The organism is Paenibacillus chitinolyticus NBRC 15660 (genome assembly GCF_000739915.1).
GTDB lineage: Bacteria > Bacillota > Bacilli > Paenibacillales > NBRC-103111 > Paenibacillus_F > Paenibacillus_F chitinolyticus.
In genome coordinates this window covers 705,627-730,907 of the sequence record NZ_BBJT01000002.1, presented here as the reverse complement: position 1 = coordinate 730,907, position 25,281 = coordinate 705,627, and the positions used below count along the sequence as shown (strand labels likewise).

At 57.0% G+C, this 25,281-nt stretch carries 22 protein-coding genes and 1 pseudogene; 18 read left to right on the top strand and 5 right to left on the bottom strand.

The annotated features are described in order from the left end of the window. Positions 1-54: 54 nt before the first annotated feature. Complete coding sequence (locus tag PCH01S_RS04730) at positions 55-1,707, bottom strand: sensor domain-containing diguanylate cyclase (RefSeq protein WP_042227198.1); 1,653 nt, start codon at positions 1,705-1,707, stop codon at positions 55-57. Positions 1,708-1,944: 237 nt separating this feature from the next. Here PCH01S_RS04730 and PCH01S_RS04725 point away from each other — a divergent pair, with 237 nt between their 5' ends. The 3 genes from PCH01S_RS04725 (at position 1,945) to PCH01S_RS04715 (ending at position 4,193) form a co-directional block, all read left to right on the top strand. Next, positions 1,945-2,301: a GIY-YIG nuclease family protein gene (locus tag PCH01S_RS04725; RefSeq protein ID WP_042227195.1), complete on the top strand. Its 357-nt coding sequence runs from the start codon at positions 1,945-1,947 to the stop codon at positions 2,299-2,301. A 135-nt stretch (positions 2,302-2,436) separates the two neighbouring features. Continuing rightward, positions 2,437-3,954 carry a xylulokinase gene (locus tag PCH01S_RS04720; protein WP_042227193.1) on the top strand — a complete coding sequence of 506 codons (1,518 nt, stop codon included), beginning with the start codon at positions 2,437-2,439 and terminating at the stop codon, positions 3,952-3,954. 17 nt (positions 3,955-3,971) lie between these two features. Further along, on the top strand, positions 3,972-4,193 hold the full coding sequence (locus tag PCH01S_RS04715; RefSeq protein ID WP_009672673.1) for a hypothetical protein: 222 nt from the start codon (positions 3,972-3,974) through the stop codon (positions 4,191-4,193). Positions 4,194-4,285: 92 nt separating this feature from the next. Here the strand turns inward: PCH01S_RS04715 and PCH01S_RS04710 are convergent. Continuing rightward, positions 4,286-5,174, bottom strand: a pseudogene (locus PCH01S_RS04710) (helix-turn-helix transcriptional regulator). A gap of 132 nt (positions 5,175-5,306) precedes the next feature. Here PCH01S_RS04710 and PCH01S_RS04705 point away from each other — a divergent pair. After that, entirely contained in the window at positions 5,307-6,164 is an 858-nt protein-coding gene (locus tag PCH01S_RS04705; protein WP_042227190.1) for an alpha/beta fold hydrolase, read from the top strand. 116 nt (positions 6,165-6,280) lie between these two features. Here the strand turns inward: PCH01S_RS04705 and PCH01S_RS04700 are convergent, their stop codons facing one another. Together PCH01S_RS04700 and PCH01S_RS04695 are read right to left on the bottom strand one after the other, a co-directional pair. Next, positions 6,281-7,696 carry a sugar phosphate nucleotidyltransferase gene (locus tag PCH01S_RS04700; protein WP_042227188.1) on the bottom strand — a complete coding sequence of 472 codons (1,416 nt, stop codon included), beginning with the start codon at positions 7,694-7,696 and terminating at the stop codon, positions 6,281-6,283. Between the two features lie 58 nt (positions 7,697-7,754). Further along, a complete protein-coding gene (locus PCH01S_RS04695) occupies positions 7,755-8,567 on the bottom strand; it encodes a DUF6492 family protein (RefSeq protein WP_042227186.1) in 813 nt (270 codons plus the stop codon). Between the two features lie 311 nt (positions 8,568-8,878). Between PCH01S_RS04695 and PCH01S_RS04690 the strand changes: the two genes are divergently transcribed. The 11 genes from PCH01S_RS04690 (at position 8,879) to glsA (ending at position 20,968) form a co-directional block, all read left to right on the top strand. Next, positions 8,879-9,877, top strand: coding sequence for a beta-ketoacyl-ACP synthase III (locus tag PCH01S_RS04690; RefSeq protein WP_042227185.1), 999 nt, complete (start codon positions 8,879-8,881; stop codon positions 9,875-9,877). Further along, complete coding sequence (locus tag PCH01S_RS04685) at positions 9,867-11,117, top strand: ATP-grasp domain-containing protein (protein WP_042227184.1); 1,251 nt, start codon at positions 9,867-9,869, stop codon at positions 11,115-11,117. The genes PCH01S_RS04690 and PCH01S_RS04685 overlap by 11 nt, the downstream gene beginning before the upstream one ends. Next, positions 11,041-12,036 (top strand): NAD-dependent epimerase/dehydratase family protein, encoded by a 996-nt coding sequence (locus PCH01S_RS04680; RefSeq protein ID WP_084706522.1) that lies wholly within the window; start codon positions 11,041-11,043, stop codon positions 12,034-12,036. Before PCH01S_RS04685 ends, PCH01S_RS04680 begins: the two co-directional genes overlap by 77 nt. After that, entirely contained in the window at positions 12,033-12,878 is an 846-nt protein-coding gene (locus PCH01S_RS04675) for an MBL fold metallo-hydrolase (protein WP_042227180.1), read from the top strand. The genes PCH01S_RS04680 and PCH01S_RS04675 overlap by 4 nt, the downstream gene beginning before the upstream one ends. After that, positions 12,875-14,230, top strand: a complete 1,356-nt coding sequence (locus tag PCH01S_RS04670; RefSeq protein WP_042227179.1) for a F390 synthetase-related protein — start codon at positions 12,875-12,877, stop codon at positions 14,228-14,230. Before PCH01S_RS04675 ends, PCH01S_RS04670 begins: the two co-directional genes overlap by 4 nt. Beyond that, positions 14,227-15,522 (top strand): ATP-grasp domain-containing protein, encoded by a 1,296-nt coding sequence (locus PCH01S_RS30785; RefSeq protein WP_042227177.1) that lies wholly within the window; start codon positions 14,227-14,229, stop codon positions 15,520-15,522. The genes PCH01S_RS04670 and PCH01S_RS30785 overlap by 4 nt, the downstream gene beginning before the upstream one ends. 68 nt (positions 15,523-15,590) lie before the next feature. Next, the gene (locus PCH01S_RS04660) at positions 15,591-16,151 is read left to right on the top strand and encodes an SMI1/KNR4 family protein (protein WP_042227176.1); all 561 of its coding nucleotides are present in this window, start codon (positions 15,591-15,593) and stop codon (positions 16,149-16,151) included. A gap of 19 nt (positions 16,152-16,170) precedes the next feature. Then, on the top strand, positions 16,171-17,364 hold the full coding sequence (locus tag PCH01S_RS04655) for a GNAT family N-acetyltransferase (protein ID WP_042227174.1): 1,194 nt from the start codon (positions 16,171-16,173) through the stop codon (positions 17,362-17,364). Then, positions 17,361-18,437: an aromatic ring-hydroxylating oxygenase subunit alpha gene (locus PCH01S_RS04650; RefSeq protein ID WP_042227173.1), complete on the top strand. Its 1,077-nt coding sequence runs from the start codon at positions 17,361-17,363 to the stop codon at positions 18,435-18,437. The genes PCH01S_RS04655 and PCH01S_RS04650 overlap by 4 nt, the downstream gene beginning before the upstream one ends. A 187-nt stretch (positions 18,438-18,624) precedes the next feature. Beyond that, positions 18,625-19,893, top strand: a complete 1,269-nt coding sequence (locus PCH01S_RS04645; protein WP_042227172.1) for a GAF domain-containing sensor histidine kinase — start codon at positions 18,625-18,627, stop codon at positions 19,891-19,893. A gap of 130 nt (positions 19,894-20,023) precedes the next feature. After that, complete coding sequence (glsA, locus tag PCH01S_RS04640) at positions 20,024-20,968, top strand: glutaminase A (RefSeq protein ID WP_042227170.1); 945 nt, start codon at positions 20,024-20,026, stop codon at positions 20,966-20,968. 6 nt (positions 20,969-20,974) lie between these two features. Here the strand turns inward: glsA and PCH01S_RS04635 are convergent, their stop codons facing one another. Then, positions 20,975-21,538, bottom strand: coding sequence for a DUF1003 domain-containing protein (locus PCH01S_RS04635; protein ID WP_042227168.1), 564 nt, complete (start codon positions 21,536-21,538; stop codon positions 20,975-20,977). Between the two features lie 204 nt (positions 21,539-21,742). Here PCH01S_RS04635 and PCH01S_RS04630 point away from each other — a divergent pair, with 204 nt between their 5' ends. The 3 genes from PCH01S_RS04630 (at position 21,743) to PCH01S_RS04620 (ending at position 25,276) form a co-directional block, all read left to right on the top strand. Then, positions 21,743-22,957, top strand: a complete 1,215-nt coding sequence (locus tag PCH01S_RS04630; protein ID WP_042227166.1) for an MFS transporter — start codon at positions 21,743-21,745, stop codon at positions 22,955-22,957. 358 nt (positions 22,958-23,315) lie between these two features. After that, positions 23,316-24,008: a FadR/GntR family transcriptional regulator gene (locus tag PCH01S_RS04625; protein ID WP_042227165.1), complete on the top strand. Its 693-nt coding sequence runs from the start codon at positions 23,316-23,318 to the stop codon at positions 24,006-24,008. Beyond that, positions 24,005-25,276 carry a CynX/NimT family MFS transporter gene (locus tag PCH01S_RS04620; RefSeq protein WP_042227163.1) on the top strand — a complete coding sequence of 424 codons (1,272 nt, stop codon included), beginning with the start codon at positions 24,005-24,007 and terminating at the stop codon, positions 25,274-25,276. The genes PCH01S_RS04625 and PCH01S_RS04620 overlap by 4 nt, the downstream gene beginning before the upstream one ends. Positions 25,277-25,281: the final 5 nt, after the last annotated feature.

Here is a 25,281-nt window from a genome sequence, read left to right as displayed (position 1 = left end):
AAAAAGGCGGTTTTACGGGGACGATACCCCGGAAAACCGCCTTTTGGTATGCAGTTACGCGTTCTCCCGGGAATCGGGGCTGAACGTCATACGGTTTTTCCCGCTGCGCTTGGACATATACAGAGCCTGGTCGGCAAGACGCATCGTTTCGATCGGGTCTTCATGATGAAGCGGCCATACCGCTGCGCCTATACTGCAGCCGATTCTTAACGCTTGATGATCCACGAGAAACGGCTCGTTCATTCTCTCCAAAATACTGCCCGCAAGACGAATGGCGGCGGGATCGGGAGCGGAAGCGCCCGTCGGAAGGACGATGACAAACTCGTCTCCGCCCACCCGTGTAATGATGCTGTCCGTACTCATTCCTTGTGTGAGTCTGAGGGCGGTCTGCTGGAGAAGCTTGTCTCCGAATAGATGTCCCAGCGAATCGTTTACTTTTTTGAACCCGTCCAGATCCAGATAAAGAAACGTCAGTGTCGTCCCGTTCTCTTTCGCCTGTCGCATCGCCTGCTCCAGATAAGCGTCCAAGGCGATCCGGTTCGGCAGCCCCGTCAGCTTGTCGTGAAGAGCGAGATCGGACATCTGGTCCAGAGCATGCTCGGTTTTCGTCAAGTTGTCCACGAGATTGCGCAGCGAATCCGATAAGATGCGGATCTCCCGGATAAACGTGAAAGCGGGGAATGAGGCAGACTCGCCTTTCCGGAGCCGGTCCGCGGAGCGGGTAATTTTCTGCAGAGGGCGGACGACCCAACCGGCGAGAAATGCGGCAAGCACCGCAAATACGAGGGACAGGATAATACCGGCTGTGGTTATGTACGTTTTCAGTTCGCGAACGGACGTAAACGCGACGTCGGCAGGTTCCCTTACGAGAACGGACCAGCCCAGCCCGGGATAGTCCAGATAGCCGTTCCCGTACGCGTAGCCGCTCAAATAGGTATGCCCGTCCGGATAAGTTTCCGTCAGCCAGCCGTTCCCTCCTGCCTGAGCCTGGCGGATGCCTGCTGTGTCCAGCGGACGATACAGCGATTCTTTCGGTCCGAGAAGGACCGTATTTTCTTTTTTACTCACAATGAGCACTTCGAGCTGTTTCATTTTGTCTTTAAGCGGCTGCAAAAGCGTGGCTTCGACTTCCCGGGACCACTCCCAACTGAGATGGGCGGCGAGTACACCGGTAAGCTGACCCTGCTTGTTGTAGACCGGCGTGCTGATGTCAACGAACTGAAGCGGCTCGCCCGACGGATTGGGCAGAAGTTTGGCGAGCAGGAGAGCCTCGTGGACGTCCCCGATAAACCGCCCTTTCTTCCCTTCGGTGAAAACGGGCCGGGAGGCGATGTTGGTTCCCGTCAAAATGCCGTCCGTCGATGCGGTCACTTTTCCTTCGGGATCGATAAAGGCGACCCAGGTGTAGGAAGGAAAGCTTTTTTTCAATTGTTCGAGCAAACTGCGAAGCTCATTGGCGTCGCCGGGGCCAGGGGCTTCCCGGTTAGAAATCAGTTCGCTCAGGACGTCGATTTCACCGGCGCGCGACCACATGAAATGGTCCAGCTTGTCCGCCATTTGATAAGCGACTTGAGAGAGCGAGATGCCGATGGATTCTTCGACCTGACGGGTCGTTTTTTTGCCGATCACCGTACTCAGCACCCCTGTCAGAAGACAGATAACCAAGGCGGATACGAGGGCAAACGTAGTGCGTAAACTGAGCGACATTCAAGCGGTCTCCTTGTTCATGCAAATCCGGTTCCCTGACCCAAAAATTGCAATCGGGAACAACCTTATTTATATCGACATCTTCGGACAGCTTGTTTAGAGGGGACGGACAGGATACAGGGATGGGCAAAATCAGAAGAATTGCTCATTGACTTAAGATCAAACGTTAGTTTACAATATCTAATATAATACAAACGAAAATAAATATTGTTTAGTTAAATGAAAGAGGAGAGAGCGATGGACAGAAGGGCAGAGCTGGTTCGGCAGTTTAAAGAGATGGAGACGGAAGCGGGGGTATATCAAATCCGCAATACGACGAACGACAAGATTTTTGTGGAAAGTTCCCCTAATTTCAAAAATATAAACGGGCGGACTTTTGAACTCAACATAGGCTCCCATTTGAACAAGGAGCTTCAGAAAGATTGGACGGAGCTGGGTGAAGAGAAGTTTGTCTTTGAAATCCTGGAAATCGTCGAGAAGAAAAAAACCGGCTATTTCGACTTGAAGGACGCGTTGAAAAAGATGGAGCGGAAGTGGCTGGACCGTCTTCAGCCATACGGCGACAAAGGGTACAACAAGCCGCCTAGAGCGTAAACAAGCGGCACAAAAACCGAAGTAAAGAGGCGATGCCGTCCGGACGGGGCGGCACGTCTCTTTTTTCTTTGTAGGCGGAGTCCCGATATTGGTATAATGGGTGAAAAGATTTCAGGAGCCGGGGGAACCAGAATCATGACATACATAGCCTCCTTTGATATCGGCACGACCCATGTAAAAGGAATTCTCGTCAACAGGGACGGGGAATTGTTTCACGAACAGAACGTTTCCTTGACCTGCCGCCAGGAGCCGCCCTTCATCGAGCAGGAGCCCGAGCAATGGTTTAAAGCGGTAGGCACGATTGTGAATGAGTGGTTCCGGGACGGAATCGGTGCCGGGCTAATCAGCCTCGTCTCGTTCAGCGGGCAAATGCAGGACTGTATCCCGGTAGACGAGCAGGGTCGCGCTGTCCGTCCGGCCATCCTGTACTCAGACAGCCGCGCGGGAGCAGAGGCCCGGATGATCCGCGATGAAATCGGGGAAGAAGAAATTTTCCGAAGCGCGGCCAACCGGATGGACGGAACGTTGACGTTCCCTAAGCTGCTCTGGCTGAAAACGCATGAAGCGGACAGCTGCGCACGTACAAGCCGCTATCTCATTTCTTCGAAGGATTACGTCATCGCTCGCCTGACCGGGGCTTTCGTTACGGACCCGACCTCCGCGGCGACCACAGGATGCATGGATATCAGGCGGCGGGAGTGGAGAGAGGACTGGCTCGTACGGATGGGGCTTCCCGCAGGCAAGCTGCCGGACATTCTCCCTTCCGGGGAGACGGCCGGACGGGTGCACGCGGAAGGCAGCCGGCTTACGGGCCTGGCCGAGGGCACGCCCGTTCTGTGCGGCATCGGCGACGCGGGAGCCGCTACGCTCGGCGCCGGTGTCTACGAGCCCGGCGAGGTGTACGCCTACATCGGAACGACCGGATGGATCGCGGGCGTATCCGGCGGGGTGGCGGACCCGGCGTCGGGCCTGTTCAACCTCGCTTACGCGGAGCCCGGCCGCTACATCAATGTCGCTCCGCTGACGAACGCCGGCAACGCCCATCATTGGGCCGCCGAAGTGTTCGCGCCGGAAGCGGCCGGAACGGACGGCCGCGGGATGTACGAGGCGGTTGAACGCCTCGTGGAAGCGTCCGACCGGGGCAGGAACAAGATCCTGTTCCTGCCCTATCTGAACGGGGAACGATGCCCCGTTCAGGATGAGGAGGCGTCGGGCTGCTTCATCGGCCTGCGTCCTTCCACGACGAAAGCCGATATGGCGGCCGCCGTGCTGGAAGGCGTCGCCTTCGCGATGAAGCAGGTCATGGAGCTGCGCGGAGCGCCCGAAGGGGCTGCATCCCTGACCTTAATCGGGGGAGGGGCGAGAAGCCGCCAGTGGTGCCGGGTCCTGGCCGATGTGTTCGGTACGGAAGTATCCGTGCCTTCGGAATCGCAGTTTCTGCCGTGTCTGGGTGCAGCGGCGCTCGGATTTCCCGGCTTGGGCTGGGCAAGCAGCTATGACCGGTTATGTGAGCTCTTTAAAATTAGACGAAAATGCGAGACGTTTAGTCCGGATGCGGAGAAAAAGGCGCATTACGAATCCAAATATGCACGCTATTTGGAATTGTATCCGGCGCTTGCTCCGGTTTTCCGGCAGGCGGCGACGGAAGCTTAACAAGATGGGAGATTGTCATGGAGCACTATCAGACGCTAATCGGGGTGGTTCTGGAGAAATTGAGCCAGTCTCATCAAGAACTGAAATTTAATCTGGACGGGTTGAACAGCGTGCTGGCCAACCATACCGCGGAAGAAATCGCAGCCGCTCCCGAGCTGCTGACGATACGCGAGCTTAGGGACGTGTATGCGGACATAGTCGCGGCGGCGGAAAAGCGTTTCCCGGGCTTGAAGGGATAACCGTTCCCGCTCAGCGATACAAACGTCAAATAAACCGGATCGTGAAGTTTACGATCCGGTTTATTTGCGTCCGCGAGCCGTGCGTCCGCTTCTCAGCTGTATTTGCCGAGCAGTTCGGCAAGCATGGCTTTCATTTCCGCCAGAAGCTCAGGCGAGTCTTTCACGGTTGCTTCACGGCCCAAGCCGATAAAAAATTTCGCGAAATAGGGAAGATCTTTTCTGGAAATGGTTCCTTGAAGCCAGCCGGTGCCATCTTCACGCAGGGTAAGCATCGATTCCGACCAAGGTTCCGCCTCGCACGCCTCGACCCCTTCGAGGGTCAATTCCGCAAATACACCTATCTCGCCCAGCTCCTTGCGTCCCGCAGACGCCTTGTTTTCAAGATGAATATGGCGGAGATCCAGCGGTTCCGCTGCCGAAGGGACAGCCGAATGAATGCGGTCGCACCGGAACACACGCATCCCTTTCGACCGATAACAGTAGGCGGAGCAGTACCAGAGGCCGTTTCCCGTAAAAATGCCGATGGGCTGGATTTCGCGGTCGGAATTTTTTTCCCGGGATTGATACCGGATGAGCAGCACCTTCTGCTGAACGGCCGCATCGAGCAGAATGGATAAATAAGGAGAGACAGCCTTCCGCGCGGGTGTGATAAAATCCACCCGGTTTTTCATCTGATCAATCCGTTCCCGTTTCAAACGGGAGGGAGGAATAATGCCGGAGGGCATGAACGGCGAAAAAGATTGACACGGCTTCTTCTTCGGTAAAAGCGATAGGAGGCAGCAGTCTTTCCCTCAACACTTGATACCCGCCGTGCGGACCGACTTCCGAATAAAGCGGAACCCCTAATTCGCCCAGCTCCTGCAAATCCCTCAAAATCGTTCTCTGCGAAACGCCGAATTCACGCGCGAGCTCTCCCACCGTAAACTTGCGCATCCGGTTTACCGTCAGCATCAGTTCCATCAGGCGTTTTGATTTGGACATCGGATAAACTCCATTTTTTAATTATGACAATAGTTGTCACTATTATGCGTTATACTGATTGCAAAGTCCAGGAGAGATTCCCGAAAGAGGAATCCGGAAAGCAAAATTTAACGAGGAAGAGGAGATTAGAAGATGGAACATGGCAAGGAACATTCTTCCGCAAAACGCAACTATTTCAGATCGGGAGCCAACGAGCTTTCTTACGTGGATTACGGCGGTGACGATAGACCGGTACTTCTGCTGCTGCACGGACATATGAACGATGCGGGCACGTTTGCGTTTCTGGCCTCCCGGTTGAGAAAAGACTGGAGGGTCATCGGTCTCGACCAGCGGGGACACGGCTGGAGCGGGCATCCGGCCGACGGGGATTATTCCAGAGAGAGCTACATCACCGATATTCTGAACCTGGTCCGTCAGGAGCTGGGCGGTCAGCCCGTTGTCATCCTGGGTCACTCGCTCGGCGGCGTCAATGCCTACCAGCTCGCGGCGCGTTATCCCGAATATGTCCGGGCCGTGATCGTGGAAGACATCGGGGCGGAAATTCACGCCGACCTTTCTTTTGCCGAGAAGCTTCCCGAGCGTTCCACGACCTTGCAAGATCTGAGAGACTCGCTGGCACGGCTGGGACTTAAAGCGATCGATTATTTTTCCGAAAGCGTGTTTGAGGATGAGAAAGGCTGGGGATTCCGGACCGATTTAACGGGGATGAGGTCTTCCCAGGAAAACATCAACGGACAGTGGTGGGAAGACTGGCTGTCGTCGACATGTCCTATTCTGCTGATTCACGGCAAAAAAAGCTTTGTCATGAACGCCGAACAGGCGAAATTGATGCAGTCCCGGCGGCCGAATACTTCCCTCGAAATTTTTGAAAATTGCGGCCACGGAGTTCATTCCGACGATCCCGACGGGTTTTATGCCGTTGTAAAAAAATTTCTCGACGGACTGAGCGAAAGCAAGATCGGGAATGAGAATGTGAGAGGGAATGACTAAAAGGGGAAAAGGAAGAAGGGCGAACGGCATGCCTTTCTTCCTTTTTTCACGGTTTAATGGCCGGTTAAAGCCAGTATTCCGACCCGCCATTAAAAAAAGGCCATCCGAAGATGGCCTCATCCCTTCCCGGGATCGGGTTCCCGGTCGTTCCTGCACAGCAGCACCGCTTCTTCCCATGATAGAGAAGGCGCTGCGGGCGCGGGCTTTGCGCTTTCAGGACCGAACTCGATCTCGATCAGCTCGACCGGTCCCGTCGTATCCGCGAGCAGCGCATACCCTGCGGCCGGCTCCAGATGGAGGACGTCACCGGTTTTCACGCGGGTTATTCGCCCGTCCAGAATCATTTGGCCGGAACCGGACAGCAGCGTCCAGCTTTTTTTCGCGCTGCCGTGGGCCCGGTAGGGAAAAGATTTGCCGGGCAGCAGAGTGATCCGTCGGATGACGACCTCCGTTCCCGCATTCGCGTCTCCAGTGGGCGGAACACGGTCAAGTACGGTGACGGTACCCCACCTGTACTCCTCGTACATGGGAGCTCTGCGTTTACCCGGATTGATTTGCTTGATCCGGCTGCTGCCTGCCTTGCTGGCTACGAGAATTCCGTCGGGACTTGCCGCCACGATAATCCCGGACACGCCGATGACATGGACGGGGGAGGAAAGCTCGTTGACGATGTGCGTATCCGCCGAATCGTCGGATACTTCGCCGGGACCGACGGCCCGGCCTTCCAAATGCGGAGCCAGCGCCTGCCAGTTCCCCAAGTCGTCCCATCTGCCATCGTACGGGAGGACGACGATCGGCTTCGTCTTCTCGACGACTTCCTCGTCAAAACTCAGTTCCGGCAGTTTGTCGTACAAGCCGAGCAGTTGTCCGTAATCGTCCGGCAAACCGCGCGATGCCAGAACCTCCAGCATGAATGAATTCGCAAAAGCAAACACGCCGCTGTTCCAAAGAGCTCCCCGAGACAAGAGCGCCGAAGCGCCCTGTTCGTCCGGTTTTTCCGCGAATTCCGCGACGGAAAGATACGGCGCTGCCTCCCGGTCCTGCGCAGACGCCGGTACGATATATCCGTACTGGGTGGACGGGAAGGACGGCTTCGTGCCGATCAGAGCCATGCGGGCGCCGGACTGTGCGAGGACTGAGGGGAGGGAGGCGACTTTCTCGAAGAAAGCGGCGTCCACGAACGGATCGGCAGGCATAAAGCAGACGATCTCGTCCGGGCTTATGCCTTGGGTGTGCAGGTACCGGCTGGCGAGACCGATCGCCGTGAACGTCCCTCTTTTGTGCGGCTCCGCCAAAACCGGAATTTTTTCGCCGACCTGGCTTCGGACGATTTCAAACTGGCTGAAGTGGGTAACGATAGATGTCGAGCTGAGCAGCCCGGCGGCATCGAGCTGTCTGCACACGCGCTGAAGCATGGACTCTCTGCCGCCGTCAGGCGCCGGTAACAGCTTCAGAAACGTTTTGGAGCGGATTTCGTTGGACAGCGGCCAAAGCCTCTTGCCGGATCCCCCCGACAGCAAAATGATTTTCACGACCCTTCCTCCTTCTCTGAAAAGTGCCGGTCAGAAAAATTCGCCGGGCGACCGGCTGCTATTTGGCTTTTTTGGCTTTGAAATAGTAGCCTCCGCGTTTATGGAAAGACAGCGACCGGAATTTACCGGCCCATTTCTCTCTTTCGCTGTGAGGGACGAACCGGATGCTTTTTTTGAATTCCTTGTTGAGGGAACGTTTTAACAGGGAAGTACCGGGATACTGGGCACGAACGAAGTTGCCGTACGTTTCGAACTCGGAAAATCCGAACTGTTTGGTCGTGTTCAGGTTTTTGAGAATGGCTCTGTACCACGGCATTTTGTGACGGGCCGTGATCGCTTTTTTCAGGCGGGACAGCTTGACTTTGTCGTAGAGCATATAGTGGTTGACATAGGAAGGGCGGGAAACGGCTTTCTGTCCCAGAAGCTTGGCATGAATGCGGAAATATTCCTGGTGGCTCCAATTCCGGGTGAAAAAAACCTGTTTGCCGTTTTCGAGAAACCGGTGAGGGCGTATAAGCACGGTATCCGCGTCGGTGACGAGAAAGTAGCGGTTGCCGCAAATTTTATCGCCGTTCAGCTTAAGCAGCTGCTGGTACAGCCAGCCCGAGCGGTCCCACCGGTTAGAACGGTAACGGATATCTTTTTTCGTCAGCGGAAGAACGGAATTTTCATGCACAAACTTGCATTTTTTATCCTTACAAAGTTTCTTGATCCGGGGACTGTCGGGCGAAACGATATAAATGCTGCCGATCGGATGTTGGACATGCCGGCGAAGGCCGTCAATGACGAAAGGAAGAGTTTCCAAATCTTTGTCGATAGCCGGGATCAGCACATCAATGGGGGTTCTGCCTGTTCCGGAAACTTCGCTCATTCTCGCTTCATCTCCATTTATCAAAATCTATCGAAAGTCATGCAATATGATATGCGAGGGCGGTCAAACCCGTTTGTGTCCCTGTCTACTTCCTTCTTCCATAGAAAAAAGAGGGCGGAGGCCGCATAAGAGAATCCTTAACGGCCTTAACCAAAGCAGGAAAACCAGGACGAAATGTCGAATGGGATTCTTAAGACCTAGGTCAATTCGACTCGCTGCCTGCACCGGGTCCTTTTCATGTTTCCGCCGGAGGCGGAGCTGCCGGAGGCTGCGGGAAGCTTGTAAAATAAACGGAAAGCGACGGAAACAGCATGAAAACTAGACAAGTGAAGGTCTTGGGAACCGGGGCCTATCTGCCGGAAAAGCGGGTAACCGCGGAAGATATGGATAGAAGGCTCGGCAAACCCGAGGGCTGGGTGTACAAAAAATCCGGGGTGAAGGTCAGGCATTACGCGGAAAACGAAAGTGTTTCGCAGATGGGGGCGAAGGCCGCCTTCGCGGCACTGGCGGACGCCGGTCTGGAAGCGGAGCGGCTCGACTGCATCATTTGTACGAATGCGGTACCGGAGCAGCCCATTCCGTGTACGGCGGCGCTGATCCAAAGCGAAATGAAGCTGGGCGACTCGGGCATCCCGTGTCTGGACGTCAACTCAACCTGCCTGTCGTTTCTTGCCGGACTGGATCTGATTTCCTATCTGATCGACGCGGGCCGGTATGATCGTGTCCTGCTGGTGGCTCCGGAAATCGCCTCGGTCGGTCTGAATTACAGCCAGTCGGAAAGCGCGATCCTGTTCGGGGACGGAGCGGCCGCCGTAGTAGTCGGGAGAACCCCTGCGGGCGAAAGCTCGGGGATCGTAGCTTCCCGTATAGAAACCTACGGCTCCGGCGCGGCGCTCTCCGAGGTGAGAGGGGGCGGCTCTAAGCTGCCCTCGATCGCTTACGAACCGGAGCGTATAGCGGATTTTCTGTTCGATATGCAGGGGGAAGCCCTGTTTAAGAAAACGTCCAAGCTGCTGCCCGATTTTCTGAAAAAGTTGTTCGGAGAAGGAGGCGTCACGCTGGAAGACGTCGCCCTCGTCATTCCCCATCAGGGAAGCGCCATGGCGATGAGGCTGCTTCAGCGGAAGCTGCGGATTCCGGACGACAAATTGATGAACATCATCGAACAGCACGGCAATATGATTGCCGCCTCGCTGCCGATGGGGCTGCACGAAGCGATCCGGCTGGGCCGGCTGAAACGCGGAGACTTGACGGCCGTTATCGGCATCTCGGCCGGGCTGTCCCTGGGCGGTCTACTTCTTGAGTACTAGGAAGAAGCTCGGCAGCCGCCGCATCCTTATTACGGGCGGCCGGGCGCCAGCCGCACTGGATTTGGCCCGCCAGTTATCGGCACTCGGCCATACGATTTATGCGGCCGATAGTCTGGCGAGCCCTCTGCTGCGCTTTTCGCGCTGCATAGAGAAGTTTATCCGCATTCCGGGACCGCGGGATAATGCGTCCGCTTTTGCGGAAGCGCTGCAGGCAATCGTCCGGGAGCGGAGCATCGACCTGCTGATCCCGACGTGCGAAGAGATTTTTTATGTCGCTCAAATAAAGAGCAAGCTTCAGGGCTGCACGGTGCTGACCGATGATTTCGGCAAGCTGATCGCCCTTCATGATAAAGCGTCCTTTATCCGGCTGGTAGAGGAGATGGAACTGCCTGCACCCCATACGGTCCTTCTGGAAACGGAAAGGGACATGCACGCGTTTCTGGAACGGGAGGGCACGCGGAAATGGGTGCTGAAGCCGGTTTTCTCCAGATTCGCTAACCATACGCGCCTGTACGGTCCGGGTGAGGCACTGCCCCGGATCAACGTTTCGCCGGACAATCCGTGGGTTGCCCAGCATTTTGTCGAAGGGCGGGAATACTGCGTCTATGCCGTTGCCCACAAGGGCCGGCTGACCGCGTATGCGGATTATGCTGCGGATTTTACGGCGGGACGGGGCGCTACTATTTACTTCAAATCCTGCGGACGGCGGGATCTCTTCGGATGGGTGGAGTATTTTGTCCGCGAAATCCGGTTTACGGGACAGATTGCGTTTGACTTTATCGTCCATGAATCCGGCGTTATTTATCCGCTGGAGTGCAATCCGCGGGCAACGAGCGGGCTTCATCTGTTTGCGCCCGAAGAGGGAATAGACCGGGCCTTGCTGGACTGCACGGACACGGTGATAATCCCGTCGCCCGGCGGCCGTCCCGCGATGATTACCGCCGCGATGCTGATGTACGGGGCGGCCGCGTGCGGAACGCCTGCCGGGCTGCGCCAGTGGATCGCCGGCCTTGCGCGGGGCAGGGATGTGATTTTCAGCCGGAAGGACTGGGGACCTGCTCTGGCCCAAGGCAAGATTTTGCTGGACTTATGGAGAGAAGCGCGGGCGAAACGCGTGCCTCTTAAAGAGATTACCACTTACGACATCGAATGGAATGGTTACTATGAAAGCGTTAGTGACGGGGGCGACAGGTTTTCTCGGAGGAAATCTGATCCGCCGCCTGCTGGAGGAAGGTTATGAGGTGACGGCGGTCGGACGCAACCCGGAAGCCGGAAAAAGGCTGACGCAAGAAGGGGCCGGTTTTGTGCGGATGGACCTGGCGTCGGATGATATGCCAGAGGTTGTCCGCGGCCACGAATTTGTTTTTCACTGCGGTGCGATGTCCTCTCCGTGGGGGGCTTACCGGGATTTCTACACGTCCAATGTGGTCGGCACGCGGCAGATCATCCGGGGCTGCATGAAGCACGGCGTACGGCGGCTCGTTAATGTGTCCACCCCGTCGATCTATTTCGACTACCGGGACCGCCTCGGGATTTCCGAAGAAGAACCGCTGCCGGAGCGAGGCGTCAATGCCTACGCGCAGACGAAACGTCAGGCCGAAAGCGAATTGGACGCCGCCCGCAAGGCCGGTCTTCCGGTGATTACGATCCGGCCGAGAGGGCTTTTCGGTCCCGGCGACACGGCGATTTTCCCGCGTCTGCTGCGGGCCAACGAGGAGAAGTTCGTGCCCGTTTTCGGCGGAGGACGAGCCTTCATGGATGTCACCTACGTGGACAACGTGACGGAAGCGCTTCTGTACTGCGCCCATGCCGATAAGGCCTGTGACGGGCAGAAGTATAACATCACCAACGGCGAGCCCGTTTACGTTTACGAGCTGCTGGCGGAGCTATTCCGGCTGCTGGAGATGCCCTTCCGCGCCCGGAAGGTTCCGTATCCGGCCGCCTACGGCGCGGCAGCGGCGATGGAAGCGTTCGCCGCACTTCCTTTCGCGCGCAAAGAACCGATGCTCACGAGATACACGGTGGCGCTGTTGGCTTTCAGCCAGACGCTGGATATTTCCAAAGCGGAGCGGGAGCTCGGCTACAAGCCCCGGGTTTCCGTCGCGGACGGCATCCGGCGGTTCAGCCTATGGTGGCGGGAACAGGAGGGACGCGCATGAAGCTGACGATGCACTGCACGGGTGCCTGCAAGCAGCTGGAGATCCTGTCGCTACGCGGGGGGAAATGGCGGACCGTCGCGTTTCCGGGTCTCTTTGCCATGCTTGAACATCCGTCCAAAGGGTTAATTTTGTTTGATACGGGATATTCTCCGCGTTTTGCGGAAGCGACACGCCGGCTGCCCTATGCGCTGTACCGCTGGACGACTCCGGTGGAGACGGGGGTGCATCTAACGGCCGCGGAGCATGTAAGGGCGGCCGGATACGCTCCGGAGGATGTGACTGCGGTCGTGATTTCGCATTTTCATGCGGATCACATCTGCGGGCTGGCGGACTTTCCGAATGCGAAGTTCATCTGCTCGCAAGCGGGCTATGATTCGGTCGCTTCTTTAAAAGGGCTGGCTGCGGTAAAAAGAGCGGTGCTCCCGGACCTGATTCCTCCGGATTTCAAGGCCCGGGCATTCTGGGTGGAGCAGTGCCCGGAAGCGGCGCTGCCCGCCGCGTGCCGTCCGTTCGAGCGGGGCTGGGACCTCTTTGGCGACGGGAGTGTGACCGCCGTGGATCTTTCCGGACATGCCGCTCACCAGATCGGCGTCTTCCTGAGGGGAGCGGACGGAAATCCCGTACTGCTCGGCGCGGACGCAAGCTGGTCGGCGCAGGCCGTGCGGGAAAACCGGCTGCCCAGTCCGCCCGCTTTTATTTTGTTCGACGGCAGGCAGGACTACAAACGTACTTTCGGCAATCTCGTGGAACTGCACCGCAGGCAGCCGGAGATGCGCCTTCTTTTTACCCACTGTGCGGAAGCTTGGGAACTTTGCGGAAAGGAGGGCATTGAACTCCTGTGAAACTCATCCTGCTGCTCAAACAATACGCCCTGACCAAATGGAACGGGCAAAGATGGAAAAGCCGGGAAGACCTTGAGGCTTGGCAAAACGCGCGGGTCCGGGCTTTTCTGGAAGAAACCCGGCGCAGGTCGCCTTTCTACGCCCGCCTGTTTGAAGGCCTCCCGCTGGATAACTGGCGCGAATGGCCGACCATAGACAAGACGGCTATGATGGACGCCTTCGACGAGCTGAACACCGCGGGCATCACGAAGGACGAAGCGCTCCAAGCGGCCCTTCAAGCCGAGCGGGAGCGCGACTTCAGCCCCGAGCTGAACGGGGTTACCGTCGGGCTTTCCTCGGGTACGTCGGGCAACCGCGGGCTGTTCATCGTCAGCGCCGAGGAGAGAGCGGCGTGGGCGGGCGCCGCCCTGGCGAAAGCTCTGCCGGGTTCCCTGCTGCGGAAGCACCGGATCGCCTTCTTTCTCCGGGCGGACAGCAACCTGTATCAGACGGTGCGGTCCCGGAGAATCCGGTTCAGCTTCTTCGACATGATCCGCCCGGTCCCGGAGCATATCGAGCAGCTCGGGTGGCTGCAGCCAACCCTTCTGATCGCCCCGCCGTCCATGCTCCGGCTGCTGGCGGAAGCGAAGCAGAGGGGAGAATTGGCGATTGCGCCGGACAAAATCATTTCCGTGGCGGAAGTGCTGGAACCGGTCGACCGGCAGGTGATCGAGCTTGCTTTCCGGACCCGGGTGCACCAGATTTATCAATGCACCGAAGGATTTCTTGGCGCAACCTGCAAACATGGGACGCTGCATCTCAATGAAGATATCGCCGTAATCCAGCGGGAGTACGTTGATGCGGAGCGGCGGACGTTTATGCCGGTGATTACGGATTTTTCCCGTGCATCCCAGCCCATCATCCGCTACCGGCTGAACGACCTGCTCACGCTCCGGGATGAACCTTGTCCCTGCGGTTCGGTGTTCACGGCGGTCGAATCCGTCAGCGGACGCACGGACGACTTGTTCTTCGGCCGGAGTATGGACGGAGGACGGGACGTTCCGGTCTTTCCGGATTTTATCCGGCGGGCGGTGATGATGGCTTCGGACGGAATCGCCGAATACAAAGTCATTCAGCGTGACCGGGAACGTCTGGAAGTATCGGTCCGCACGAAAGAAGGAGTGCCGGACGTCATCGGACCGCTCCGGCGGGAGCTGGCCGGGATTTTCGCTCAGCATGGCTGCCGGGCTCCGGAAATCATGTTTACGCCTTACTCGTTCCGGCCGGGCTTGACGAAATTGCGCAGAATTGAGCGCGCCTATGCCGTAGAGCCGGACTTGACGGCAAGAGACGGGTGGATCGGCCGCACATGAATGTGCTCCTCACAGGCTGCCGCTCCTACACGGCGCTGGATCTGGCGAGGCGGTTCCGGGATTCCGGATGGAACGTATTTGCCGCGGACAGCGTCAAATTTCCGGTGTGCCGCGGCTCGCGGGCGGTAAAAGAATTTTTCCATGTTCCTTCTCCGAGAGAGGGGTGCCGGGAATTCATTGCGGCGCTGGCGGCCATTATCCGGTCTGCCGGAATCGATCTGCTCCTGCCTACGAGCGAGGAAATCTTTTATATCGCGCATGGGCGGGAAGAGCTGTCCCGTTGCTGCCGCGTGTTCTGCGACGATTTCGAGGTCCTGAACTCGCTGCACAACAAATGGGCATTCTCCGGACTGACGGAAGGAATGTCCGCCCGGACTCCGGAGACGAAGCTGCTCACATCCGCCGCTCAATTGAAAGAACTCGGCGATCCGTCCGCCTTCGCGTTCAAACCGGTGTACAGCCGCTTCGCTTCGGAGGCGCTGCTGGCTCCCTCCAGGCTGCCGGAGGGCTTTGCGCCGTCCCCGGACCGGCCCTGGATCGCGCAGCGGTACATCCGCGGCCTGGAGCTGTGCAGCTATCATTTGGCCGTGGACGGCGAAATCGCGGCGTACGGTTCCTACGAGCCCTCTTACCGGCTCGGCCAGGCTTCCGGCTATTACTTTAAGCCGGTACATCGCGAGAAAATCGACCGCTTTGCGGCCGAACTGGTCCGCAAGCTCGATTTTACAGGGCATGTGGCATTCGACTACATAGAAGAAAAGGACGGCACTCTGCATGTGCTGGAATGCAACCCGAGGGCGACGAGCGGGCTGCATCTCGCAGGCACCGCCGGGCTGATGAAGCCGTTCGGCGCCGGTGGGGAACGGCTTCCCGAAGTGACCGGGGGGAAGCTTTCAGCCGGCGGCCGTACTCCCTTGGAAAATCCGGCGGCAATCCGGATTAGCCGCGGAAGCTCCAGAAGCTCTGGAGACCCCGGAAACCCCGGAAGCTCCGGACCCCAGGGAAACGCGAGAAACCCCGGAAACCCCGTGCCTGCGGAAGCTCCCCCGATGATCGGGTACGCGATGCTGGCGAATCCTTTTTACCACGGCTTTAGCCTCTCGGGAATGGGGCGGTGGTTCAACGATTTCCGGCACGGGCGTGATGTGCTTTTCAGCAGGCAAGACCCGTGGGTGCCTCTGCTGCATACGCGCAGTCTGGCCGAAACGGCTCTCGACTCGCTGTGCAGGCGGATTCCGTTTAAAGATGCGGCAACCGCCGACATCGAATGGGACGGAGAAGCTTTGAACTGAGGGCGTGCCGCGCTGCGGCGGCCTATCTTTCAGGCTAAAATCAAAGACAGAACAGGAGGTGCCTGCCGTTGCAGGACTATTTTTTCGACGAAGTGTTCGTTAAAGACGCGGGGGCGGCGGAGGGAATTCTGGAGAGCTTCCATCAAACATGGAAGCAGCCTTTGACGGAAGAAGAAATTCAGGAAATCATCGCGAGACAGAAAAACCCTTTTCCAACAAATTCGCCCTATTACAATCAATATATCCCGATCGATCCGACAAAATGGCGTATGCCGGAGGGGGAACTGCCGGGCGCGTATGCGGAATTTCTGCGTTACTCGGACGGAGGGGAATTTCGGACGGGGGAACGATACTTCCAGTTTTTCTCCACTTCCGATTTCCGTGAGATGAACCTGGCGTATGAGCTGCCCGAATACATGCCGTTATCCGTTTCTTTTGCGATGGACGGCTGCGGCAATCATTATCTTTTCGATATGAGAGAAGCGCCGGTGGAAGGCGAATATCCTATCCTTGCCGCTCATTCGGGAAATCTCGGATACGACGAATGCGTCCGGGTGGCGGATTCCTTCGAAGCGCTTTGCCGGGGAAAACGCTCACTGGACGAAGAATTAGACAGCCGTTACACGTAAACGGCCGGGGAGGTAGCGAATGACACAGCCGGCTGAATCTATAGAACGGCAGGCAGGACAAACGCCGCGAAGCGGAGCTGGAGCGGAGGGTTCCCCCTCGAATGAAACAGGCCAGTGTAAAAATCATCCGGCTAACAAAATGACGGTGGCCTACACCAAGCCGCTGATCGGCAAAGGCGCCGATGCTTACATCCGGAATGTCCGGACGAAGGTGGAGCTGGTCCGGGCCGGGGAGCAGCTGCTGCCCGTGACGGTGAACGAAACGGAGTATGACAACTCCTATGTTTGTTCGCCTTACTCGACCTATGTGTCCTACGCGCTGGAAGAGCTGGTTCTCTTCAAAAGCGAGCTGCTGAAAGGCGTGCTGAGGGGAGTGATCGGCATTCTTTCGCCGCTGCTGAAAAGAGCCCGGATCAACCGGAACGTACACGTCAATAACTGGCTCCTCTCGACGAATTTATATGAAGAGCTGCCTAAAGAGGATGTCCGTGTGCTGACCGCCGATCTGCAGGAACGTTTTCCGTCGCACGCGGTCATATTCAGGTCGCTGAATGAGGTGACGAATCCCCAGTTGATGAAAGACCTGACCGGACTGGGGTGGATTCTAGTTCCGAGCAGGCAGGTGTATTTTTTCGAGGGGCGCGAGCCGGATTACCTGCACAAACCGAACAATGTATGGGACCAAAAGTTGCTCCGGCGCTCGCCGCTTCGGATTGTGGAGCACGAAGAGATTGAACCGTCCGACTATCCGCGCATCGTGGAGCTTTACGAGGACCTGTACATCCGTAAATATTCCCGGCTGAATCCGCGTTTCACGGAGGCTTACATCGCCAATTGCCATCTGCACGGGCTGCTGCGGATCCGCGGTTTGAGGGACAGCTCGGGGGTGCTGCAGGGCGTCATCGGCTGTTTCGATAAAGCGGGTGTCATTACGGCGCCGCTGGTCGGATACAACACCGCTCTTCCGCAAAAGGAAGGGCTGTACCGGATGCTGATGAGCCTGGTGCTGACCCGGGCCGCCGAAGAAGGGAAGCTGCTGCATTTAAGCTCCGGCGCCGCGCATTTCAAGCGGATCCGGGGAGGCCGCCCGGCCATCGAATACAGTGCCGTCTACATCCGGCATCTGCCTCTGAGGCGGCGAGCCGTATGGCTCGGATTGAGTCATCTTTTGAATGGAGTTGGGGTACCCGTGATGAGGAAGTACCGGTTATGAATCTGACGAAGAACGATGTTTGTCAATCGGGCGACGGGAAGGAAGCGCTCTATGCCGAGCTGGAAAAACACTGGCTCCCGCTCTGTCCGTCGCGGGAGCTTAAGCGGAAGCCGCTCGGGCTGACGGTGCTTGACGTGCCGCTCGTCCTGTTCCGCACGGAAGAGGGCGCGCACGCGCTGCTGGACCGCTGCCCGCACCGGAACGTGCCGCTTTCGGGAGGCAGGCTGACAGCGGGGAAGCTGGTCTGCCCTTACCACGGGTGGGAGTTCGACGGGACAGGAGCCTGCACCCGGGTACCGGGGCTGTGCACGTTCAAACCGGGTCCCCACCACGACGCGTCGCCGGCGGCCTTGCGGGAGCGGGACGGCTTTCTATGGGTCCGGCTCGGCGGAGAGGCGCGGTCGGGGGAACCGCAGGAAGCATCCGTTCCGGAGCCTCTGGCCCTGCCGTTTATGAACAACCCGGAGTATTACTCCTTCGTCTGGAAAACGGCCGTCCGGGGTTCGCTGCTTAACGCGGCGGAAAATTTGCTGGACGCCACGCACACGCACTATGTCCACGCGGGCCTCATCCGTACGGACGGTGGCCGCCAGACCGTGAACGCCCGCATCCGGGCGGAGGGCGCCTCCGTCGAAATCGAATATACCGGCGAATCCGGGCAGGCCGGTCTGATTTCGCGTTTATTCGAGCGGGACAGGCAGCGGAGCTTCGGCCGGTTTTACATGCCCGGCGTCGCCCAGATCGAATACTCTTCCGCCAAAGGCTTGACGCTGCTTATTACGGCCGTAATGAGACCGACTTCGTTCGCTTACCAGGACATTTACGCGGTTATCACGATGAAGCGCGGCCGGTTCACGAACGGGCTGAAGAAGCGGGTGCTGACCCCTTTTCTAAAAAAAGCACTGAATCAGGACATCACTATCGTAGAAACCCAGCAGCGAACGATCGAACGGTGGGGCGGCGAAAGCTTTCATTCCACGCAGGCGGACCTGATCCGCCCGTATCTGGAGCAGCTTATGAAGGGAAAGGTATATGACACCCCTCATGAGAAGAAGGTCCAATTGTTTGTATAAGGCTATTTATCCAATGATTTCTTTCAAAATCTTACGATTTTCCGGTAAAAGTTGTTATTTCCGTGAATTTAGATAGGAATTCTAAAGGTATTTTGTTTTTTCGAACCCTTTATGGCCTGAAAGAGCCGGAAATATAGTACACTTAGAAAGATCGTTATCTGAAAGTATAGAAAGCTGTGTGATAGCTATGACAAACAGGCACCAGGACCCATCCGGTTTTTATAACAATATAGAAGAAGCCGCCGCTCATATCATTGAAGTCGTCAGCGGGCTGCTTCAAGTGAATACGATTTTTGTCGCGACGAACGACGGACGGACGAATACGATTCTGAAGGCGTTCAACAGGCGGGAACAGCTGGTGGAGGAAGGGGATGAGCTTCCTTTCGACATCAGCTATTGCAGTCTCGTGGGACGCCGCGCGGGCGAGCCTCTCGTTATTTCCGACACGGCTTCCAGTCCGCTTACCGCGGATATGGGAGTAACGCGGGCGCTCGGAAGCCGCTCTTTTATCGGACTGCCGATTATTTTGAAGAACGGCCATTTTTACGGCACGATCTGTATTCTCGATCATCCGTCTTATCCCGTTTCGGAGACCGATCTCAAAACGCTGAGCGCGATGGCCGTTTTTCTTGCCCACGTGGTGGAGCTTGAACATGCGGTCGCGGAGCTTAGGGATGCCCAGCAGATTCTGCGGGAATCCCATGCCGCGTCCGAGCAGTCTTCCAAGATCAAGAGCCGGCTTCTTGCCATGATCGGGCAGGAGATCAAGACTCCGATGACCGGCATTATGGGGATGACGGATCTGATGCAGGATACGGAGCTCAGCGAAGAACAGAAGAGCTACATGAACATCATTGAAACGAGCAACGCCTCGCTGCTTAACCTGGTTACGGACATTCTTGACTACAGCAAAATGGAATCCGGCGGAGTGACGGTGGAGGCGGAGCCTTTCGAACTGCTTCCGGTTCTGGAAGAAGTCGTGAATCTGTATGAAAATCGAAATACGGGGGCACGGAAAGTCCGGCTCGACGCGGAGCCCGGACTTCCTTCCGTCGTAGTCGGCGATCCGGTGAAGATCCGGGATACGCTGGTCAAATTGCTTGATCACGCCTCCAAGAACGCCCGATCCGGCGAACTTACCCTCGCGGCGGTCAATCTGCCGGATACGGACCATCCCGATGCTCATCCTATCCGTTTTGCCGTCAAAGCGCCGCTCATTACACCCGATAAGCTGGAGTTCCTGCTGGAAACGGTTGACGGCAAAGGTGGCGAATCGTCCGTTCCCGTCTACGAAACGAGCCTGGATCTGGCGATCAGCAAAAAGCTGGTGGAACTCATGGAAGGCCGGATCTGGACGGAGAGCGACAGGCAGAAGGAAACGGATTTGATCTTCACTCTTATGCTGAACAAGTATGCCGAAACGGCCGAAGCCGCGGAATTGAATGATTTTAAATAAAAGATGACTGAAGCGCTTAGCGTTTCTGTCATCTTTTTTTCATTTGGCGGTCATACTTGTTTTATCGGGAAGGAACACGGAAAGAACGCGACAAATAAGTAAACAAAATGAAGATAGTGGAGGGAAGTCCATGAATGCCGGTCATGAATTCAGTGCCGTCCGGGCGGCGCTTCCGCAGTGGGTCGAAGAAAGCCGCAAGCTGACTTCCCGGGGAAATGTGGCGTCGTACATTCCGGAGCTTGCCAAATCACCGGCGTCCGCACTTGGCATTCACCTGCTGAACGGGCAGGGGGAGCATTTGACCGCGGGAGAGTGCGGGCTGCCTTTTACGATGCAGAGTATTTCCAAAGTGTTTACGCTGATACTGGCGCTAATGGATCACGGCGAAGCAACCGTCTTCTCCAAGGTCGGCAAAGAGCCGACGGGCGACGATTTCAACTCCATGCTGAAGCTGGAGCTGGTCGAACCGGGCATCCCGTTTAATCCCTTGATCAATGCGGGAGCGATCGCCGTGTCCTCCTTAATCAAAGGCGACGGACCCGAGGAGAAGTCGGCGAGAGTGCTGTCGTTTTTCCGGGAGCTCGCCGCAAACGACAAGCTGGATTATGACGAGGCGGTATACCGGTCGGAAAATGAAACCGGGCATATGAACCGTTCGCTGGCGTATTTTCTGAAGGAGAACGAGGTTCTGGACGGCTGTGTCGAAGAAGTACTCCAGGTGTATTTCCGCCACTGCTCGATCCGGGTCACGTGCGGCGACCTTTCGCGGATGGCCTTGGTTCTCGCCTTTGACGGACAAGATACGCTCACGGGAAAAACGCTTATTCCGCGGCGCTTCGTACAGATCGCCAAAACGTTCATGACCACTTGCGGAATGTACAACGCCTCCGGCGAGTTCGCCATCAGCGTCGGACTGCCGGCCAAAAGCGGCGTTTCCGGCGGCATTCTGACTCTCGTGCCCGGCCGGTACGGAATCGGTGTTATCGGGCCGGCGCTTAATCGCAAAGGCAACAGCGTTGCGGGCGTCGATCTGCTTGAGAAGCTGTCGGGGCGCTTTGACTGGAGCTTGTTTTAAACCTGCTTATTTCCGCCTTGTGCGCGGGGTTTTGGTCCGCCCGGGGCGGCTTTTGGCGCGTGAACGTGCGGACAGCCGGAGCTCGATCCACTGGAGCTTTACTTCGAGCTCCTTTAAGTTTTGCTGAATTTCCAAGTTCTCCTGCTCGGCTTTATAATTGATGGCGATGTCGAGCATTTGCTCTTGTTTATCTTTGGCGGCCTGGCGGTTCTGGCTTTTCTGAATCAGTGTCGATTGAAACAGGGAAAGGATGGACAGGGAGAAGCTGAGAATAAACAACGAGTTTCTTTCGCTGTTGACGAGCATCCATACCGTAATAATGACGGCGGAGGACGTAACAAACCACCAGCTTCCCGCCAGAACGGCAACGTGATCGGCCATCCGGTCCCAGTGGTTCGTCTTTTTCTCCTGCTGCTCGTGCAGATGCGCCTTGATTTTTCCCTGATAATCCCGGACCATTTCGGTGACGCGCTCGACGTCCTCTTTGTGCAGTTTCTGTCGCGGGTATTTCTCGAGCTCCTTCAACAGCCGTTCTTCGGAAGTTCTCTCCGTTTCGCTTTTAGAACTCATGGTGTCTGTTTCCTCCAGGTTTCTTAACATCCTTTAATTTTTTTCAGAAAAGTTAGCCAATTTAAGTGAATGGGGGTAAAATAGTGAATTACCCGGTCCGCTTATCCTTTTAACTGGAAAAGAATAGGAGCACTCCGGAATGTTCCCCCTCGGACAGGGCAGAATAAGCGGACCATATCTACTACAAGACAAGGGAGAAGCCCAATGCGCGCTATCGCGATGCTTCAAAATCCTAAACAGAGAAAACTGCTGTTCAGCGCCGGTTTAAGCTGGCTGTTCGATGCCATGGACGTAGGCATTATTTCATTTATCGTGGCCGCACTGACGGTCCACTGGAAGCTCAGTGCGGGGCAGGTCGGCGTACTGACCAGCCTTAACTCGGTCGGGATGGCGTTCGGGGCGGCGATCGCCGGCTATTTGGCCGACCGTTACGGACGCAAGTCCGTCCTGGTCTGGACGCTGCTTATTTTTTCGGCCGCCAGCGGCTTGTCCGCTCTGGCCGCGAGTTTTACCGTCCTCTGCATCCTGCGGTTTATCGCGGGTGTCGGACTGGGCGGAGAGCTTCCCGTCGCATCCACGCTCGTATCGGAGAGCATGCCCGTGCAGGACAGGGGAAGAGCCGTCGTGCTGCTCGAAAGCTTCTGGGCGGGAGGCTGGATTCTGGCGGCGCTCATCGCTTATTTCGTCATCCCGAAGTACGGCTGGCAGTCCGCCTTCGTCATCGGAGCCGTGCCTGCGCTCTACGCACTGTATTTGAGGCGGGCGATTGAAGATCCTCCGCGGTTCCGTAAAGAACGGTCGGGCGAATCTTCGTTTGGGGCGAAAGTGAAATCCGTCTGGTCCCGCGATTACCGCCGGTCGACCGTAATGCTGTGGGTGTTGTGGTTTACGGTTGTGTTTTCGTATTACGGCATGTTCCTGTGGCTTCCGACGGTGATGGTGCTTAAAGGCTTTACGCTCGTCAAAAGCTTTCAATATGTGCTCATCATGACTCTCGCCCAGCTTCCGGGTTACTTTACGGCCGCTTATTTCATCGAGAAATTCGGCCGGAAGTTCGTTCTGGTCACCTATCTTGTACTGACCGCTTTCAGCGCCATCTGGTTTGGCGGTGCTTCCACCGAAGGCATGCTGATTGCCGCGGGCATGTGCTTGTCTTTCTTCAACCTCGGAGCCTGGGGCGGGCTGTACGCCTATACGCCGGAGCTGTATCCGACGGCGATCCGCTCGACGGGTGCGGGACTTGCCGCTTCGTTCGGACGGATTGGAGGCATCGTCGCCCCGCTGCTGGTCGGTGTACTCGTCGGCTGGGGAATCGGCATTCAGGCGATTTTCATCCTCTTTTTCGTCATGATCCTTATCGGCGCACTGGCCGTGCTGTTCTGGGGGGACGAGACCAAGGGCAAGGAGCTTTCTTCCTGACCGGAGGCGGGCGCGGAATTGTGGCAACGAATACCGAAACGTGCGGCGCTTGTAAAAAAATGCATATCTCGCCGAACGGCCGGAGGATACCGGACATTTGCGCCGGGGCGGGAATTAATCAAAAGATTGTCTCATCAGGGACAATCTTTTTTTATTGGCGGAAGAAGTTTCAGGGCAGCAGATGTGGCCGGCTTGTCTAAAACCAAGAGCGTCCCGAAGAAAGGTCATGCGGGCGAGTGCCGTGAAGGAATAATGCAGCACGCATCGGAAACTTTAAGAGGAAGACGGTTTACAGTTCGTTCTCGTTGTGCTATTTTAGATAAAGACCAATCATCCTATGTTTGGAGGTTTAAGAAATATGCTGGAAAAACCGAAAAAATTAACGCTGGTCGAGCAGGTTGCGGATCAGCTGCAAACTTTAATCGAATCGGGCCAGTGGCCCATCGGAACGCGTATTCCTCCGGAACCCGAGCTGTCGGAGACGCTCGGCGTCAGCCGCAATACGATCCGCGAAGCCGTGCGGGCCATGGTTCATGCGGGGCTTCTCCAGACGAAGCAGGGGGACGGCACGTATGTGTGCTCGTCCAGTGTCCTTGGCGTCGTTCTGCAGAAGCGGGTCAGGCAATCCACCCTGGCAGAGACGCTGGAAGTGCGGCAGGCGCTGGAACGCGAAGCGGCAAGACTTGCGGCGAAGCGCAGAACGGATGAAGACATCGACTCCTTAAAGCTTCATCTGGATGCGTGCGCGGCGGCGGAGGAATCCGGGGACATGGAAGCCTACTCGGGCGCGGATATCCGGCTTCACCAGGCAGTCGTCACAGCCGCGCACAACGAGCTGTTCAGCGAGCTTTACGCGCATATGACTGAAGCGCTGGATCATTCCGTACGGAGTCTGTCGGGGCTTATCCCGGAAATCGGACTTTATCGCCGCAGTCACGCCAAAATGATCGACGCCATTATCCGTCAGGATGTGGAAGAAGCCGTAGAGGCGGTCCACGAATATATCTCGCACTCGAGAAACGATCTGAAACGCTTGGAGGAACAATCATGAACACCAGAGAAATGACACCACCCGAAGAACTGCCGCTGGTGCGGCAGGATCAAGATACGGCGCGAACCGCCGGCTGGCTGCTGATCGTCGGCATTCTATTTATCGGAGCCGTACTGAGAGCTCCGCTCACATCCGTCGGTCCTTTGATCGGCACCATTAAGGGAGAGCTCGGCATCTCCAATACGCTGGCAGGCACTTTGACGACGCTGCCTCTGCTGATGTTTGCCGTTATTTCCCCGTTTGCGCCCAAATGGGCGCGCAAGTACGGGATCGAGACGGTCCTGCTCGCCGCGGCTGCAATCCTGACGGTCGGCATCTTACTCCGTTCGGCATCGGGAGCAGGTACGCTCTTTCTGGGAACCGCCCTGCTGGGAGTCGCCATCGCCCTGTGCAACGTGCTGCTTCCCAGTCTGATCAAGCGGGATTTTCCCGCCCGGATCGGCCTGATGACCGGCGTGTACTCCGTGTCGATGAACTTGAGCGGCGCGGCGGCATCGGGCGTCAGCGTACCGGCGGCAAGCAGCCTGGGTCTCGGCTGGAAAGGCGCTCTGGGGGCCTGGGCCGCGCTGAGCCTTCTCGCCCTGTTCTTCTGGCTGCCGCTGGTTACCAGCAGCCGCAAAGCCCGTCAAGTGGCGCGGGTATCCACCGTTTCGGCGAATTCCTCCGGTGAAAAATCTGTTTCCGTCTGGAAATCGCCGTTGGCTTGGAAAGTCACCCTGTACATGGGACTCCAGTCGACGTTCTTCTATGCGTTTGTCGCCTGGCTGCCGGCTGTCCTGAACACCAGAGGACTTTCCGCCGAATACGCCGGATGGATGCTTTCCCTGATGCAGCTTGCGCTTCTGCCCATCACGTTCGTCGTGCCCATTCTGGCGGCCAGAATGGCCAATCAGCGCTTCCTCGTTACGCTCACGTGCGTGCTGTTCCTCGCGGGGATTCTCGGACTGCTGCTGGGAAGCACGGCTCTCGTGCCGCTGTGGATCATCCTGGCCGGCATAGGCGGGGGCTGCGCATTCAGTCTGGCGATGATGTTCTTCAGCCTGCGTACGCGAAGCGCCCAGCAGTCCGCCGAACTGTCCGGTATGGCGCAGTCGTTCGGTTACCTGTTGGCAGCCGCAGGCCCGATTCTGTTCGGGTTCCTGCATGACGCGACTGGCGGGTGGACGACTCCGCTTCTCCTGCTCGCCGTAATCGCCGTCCTGCTCTTCATAGTCGGCCAGGGTGCCGCCGCCAACCGGTTCGTCGGAGAAGAACGCGGAGCCGCATGAGGATT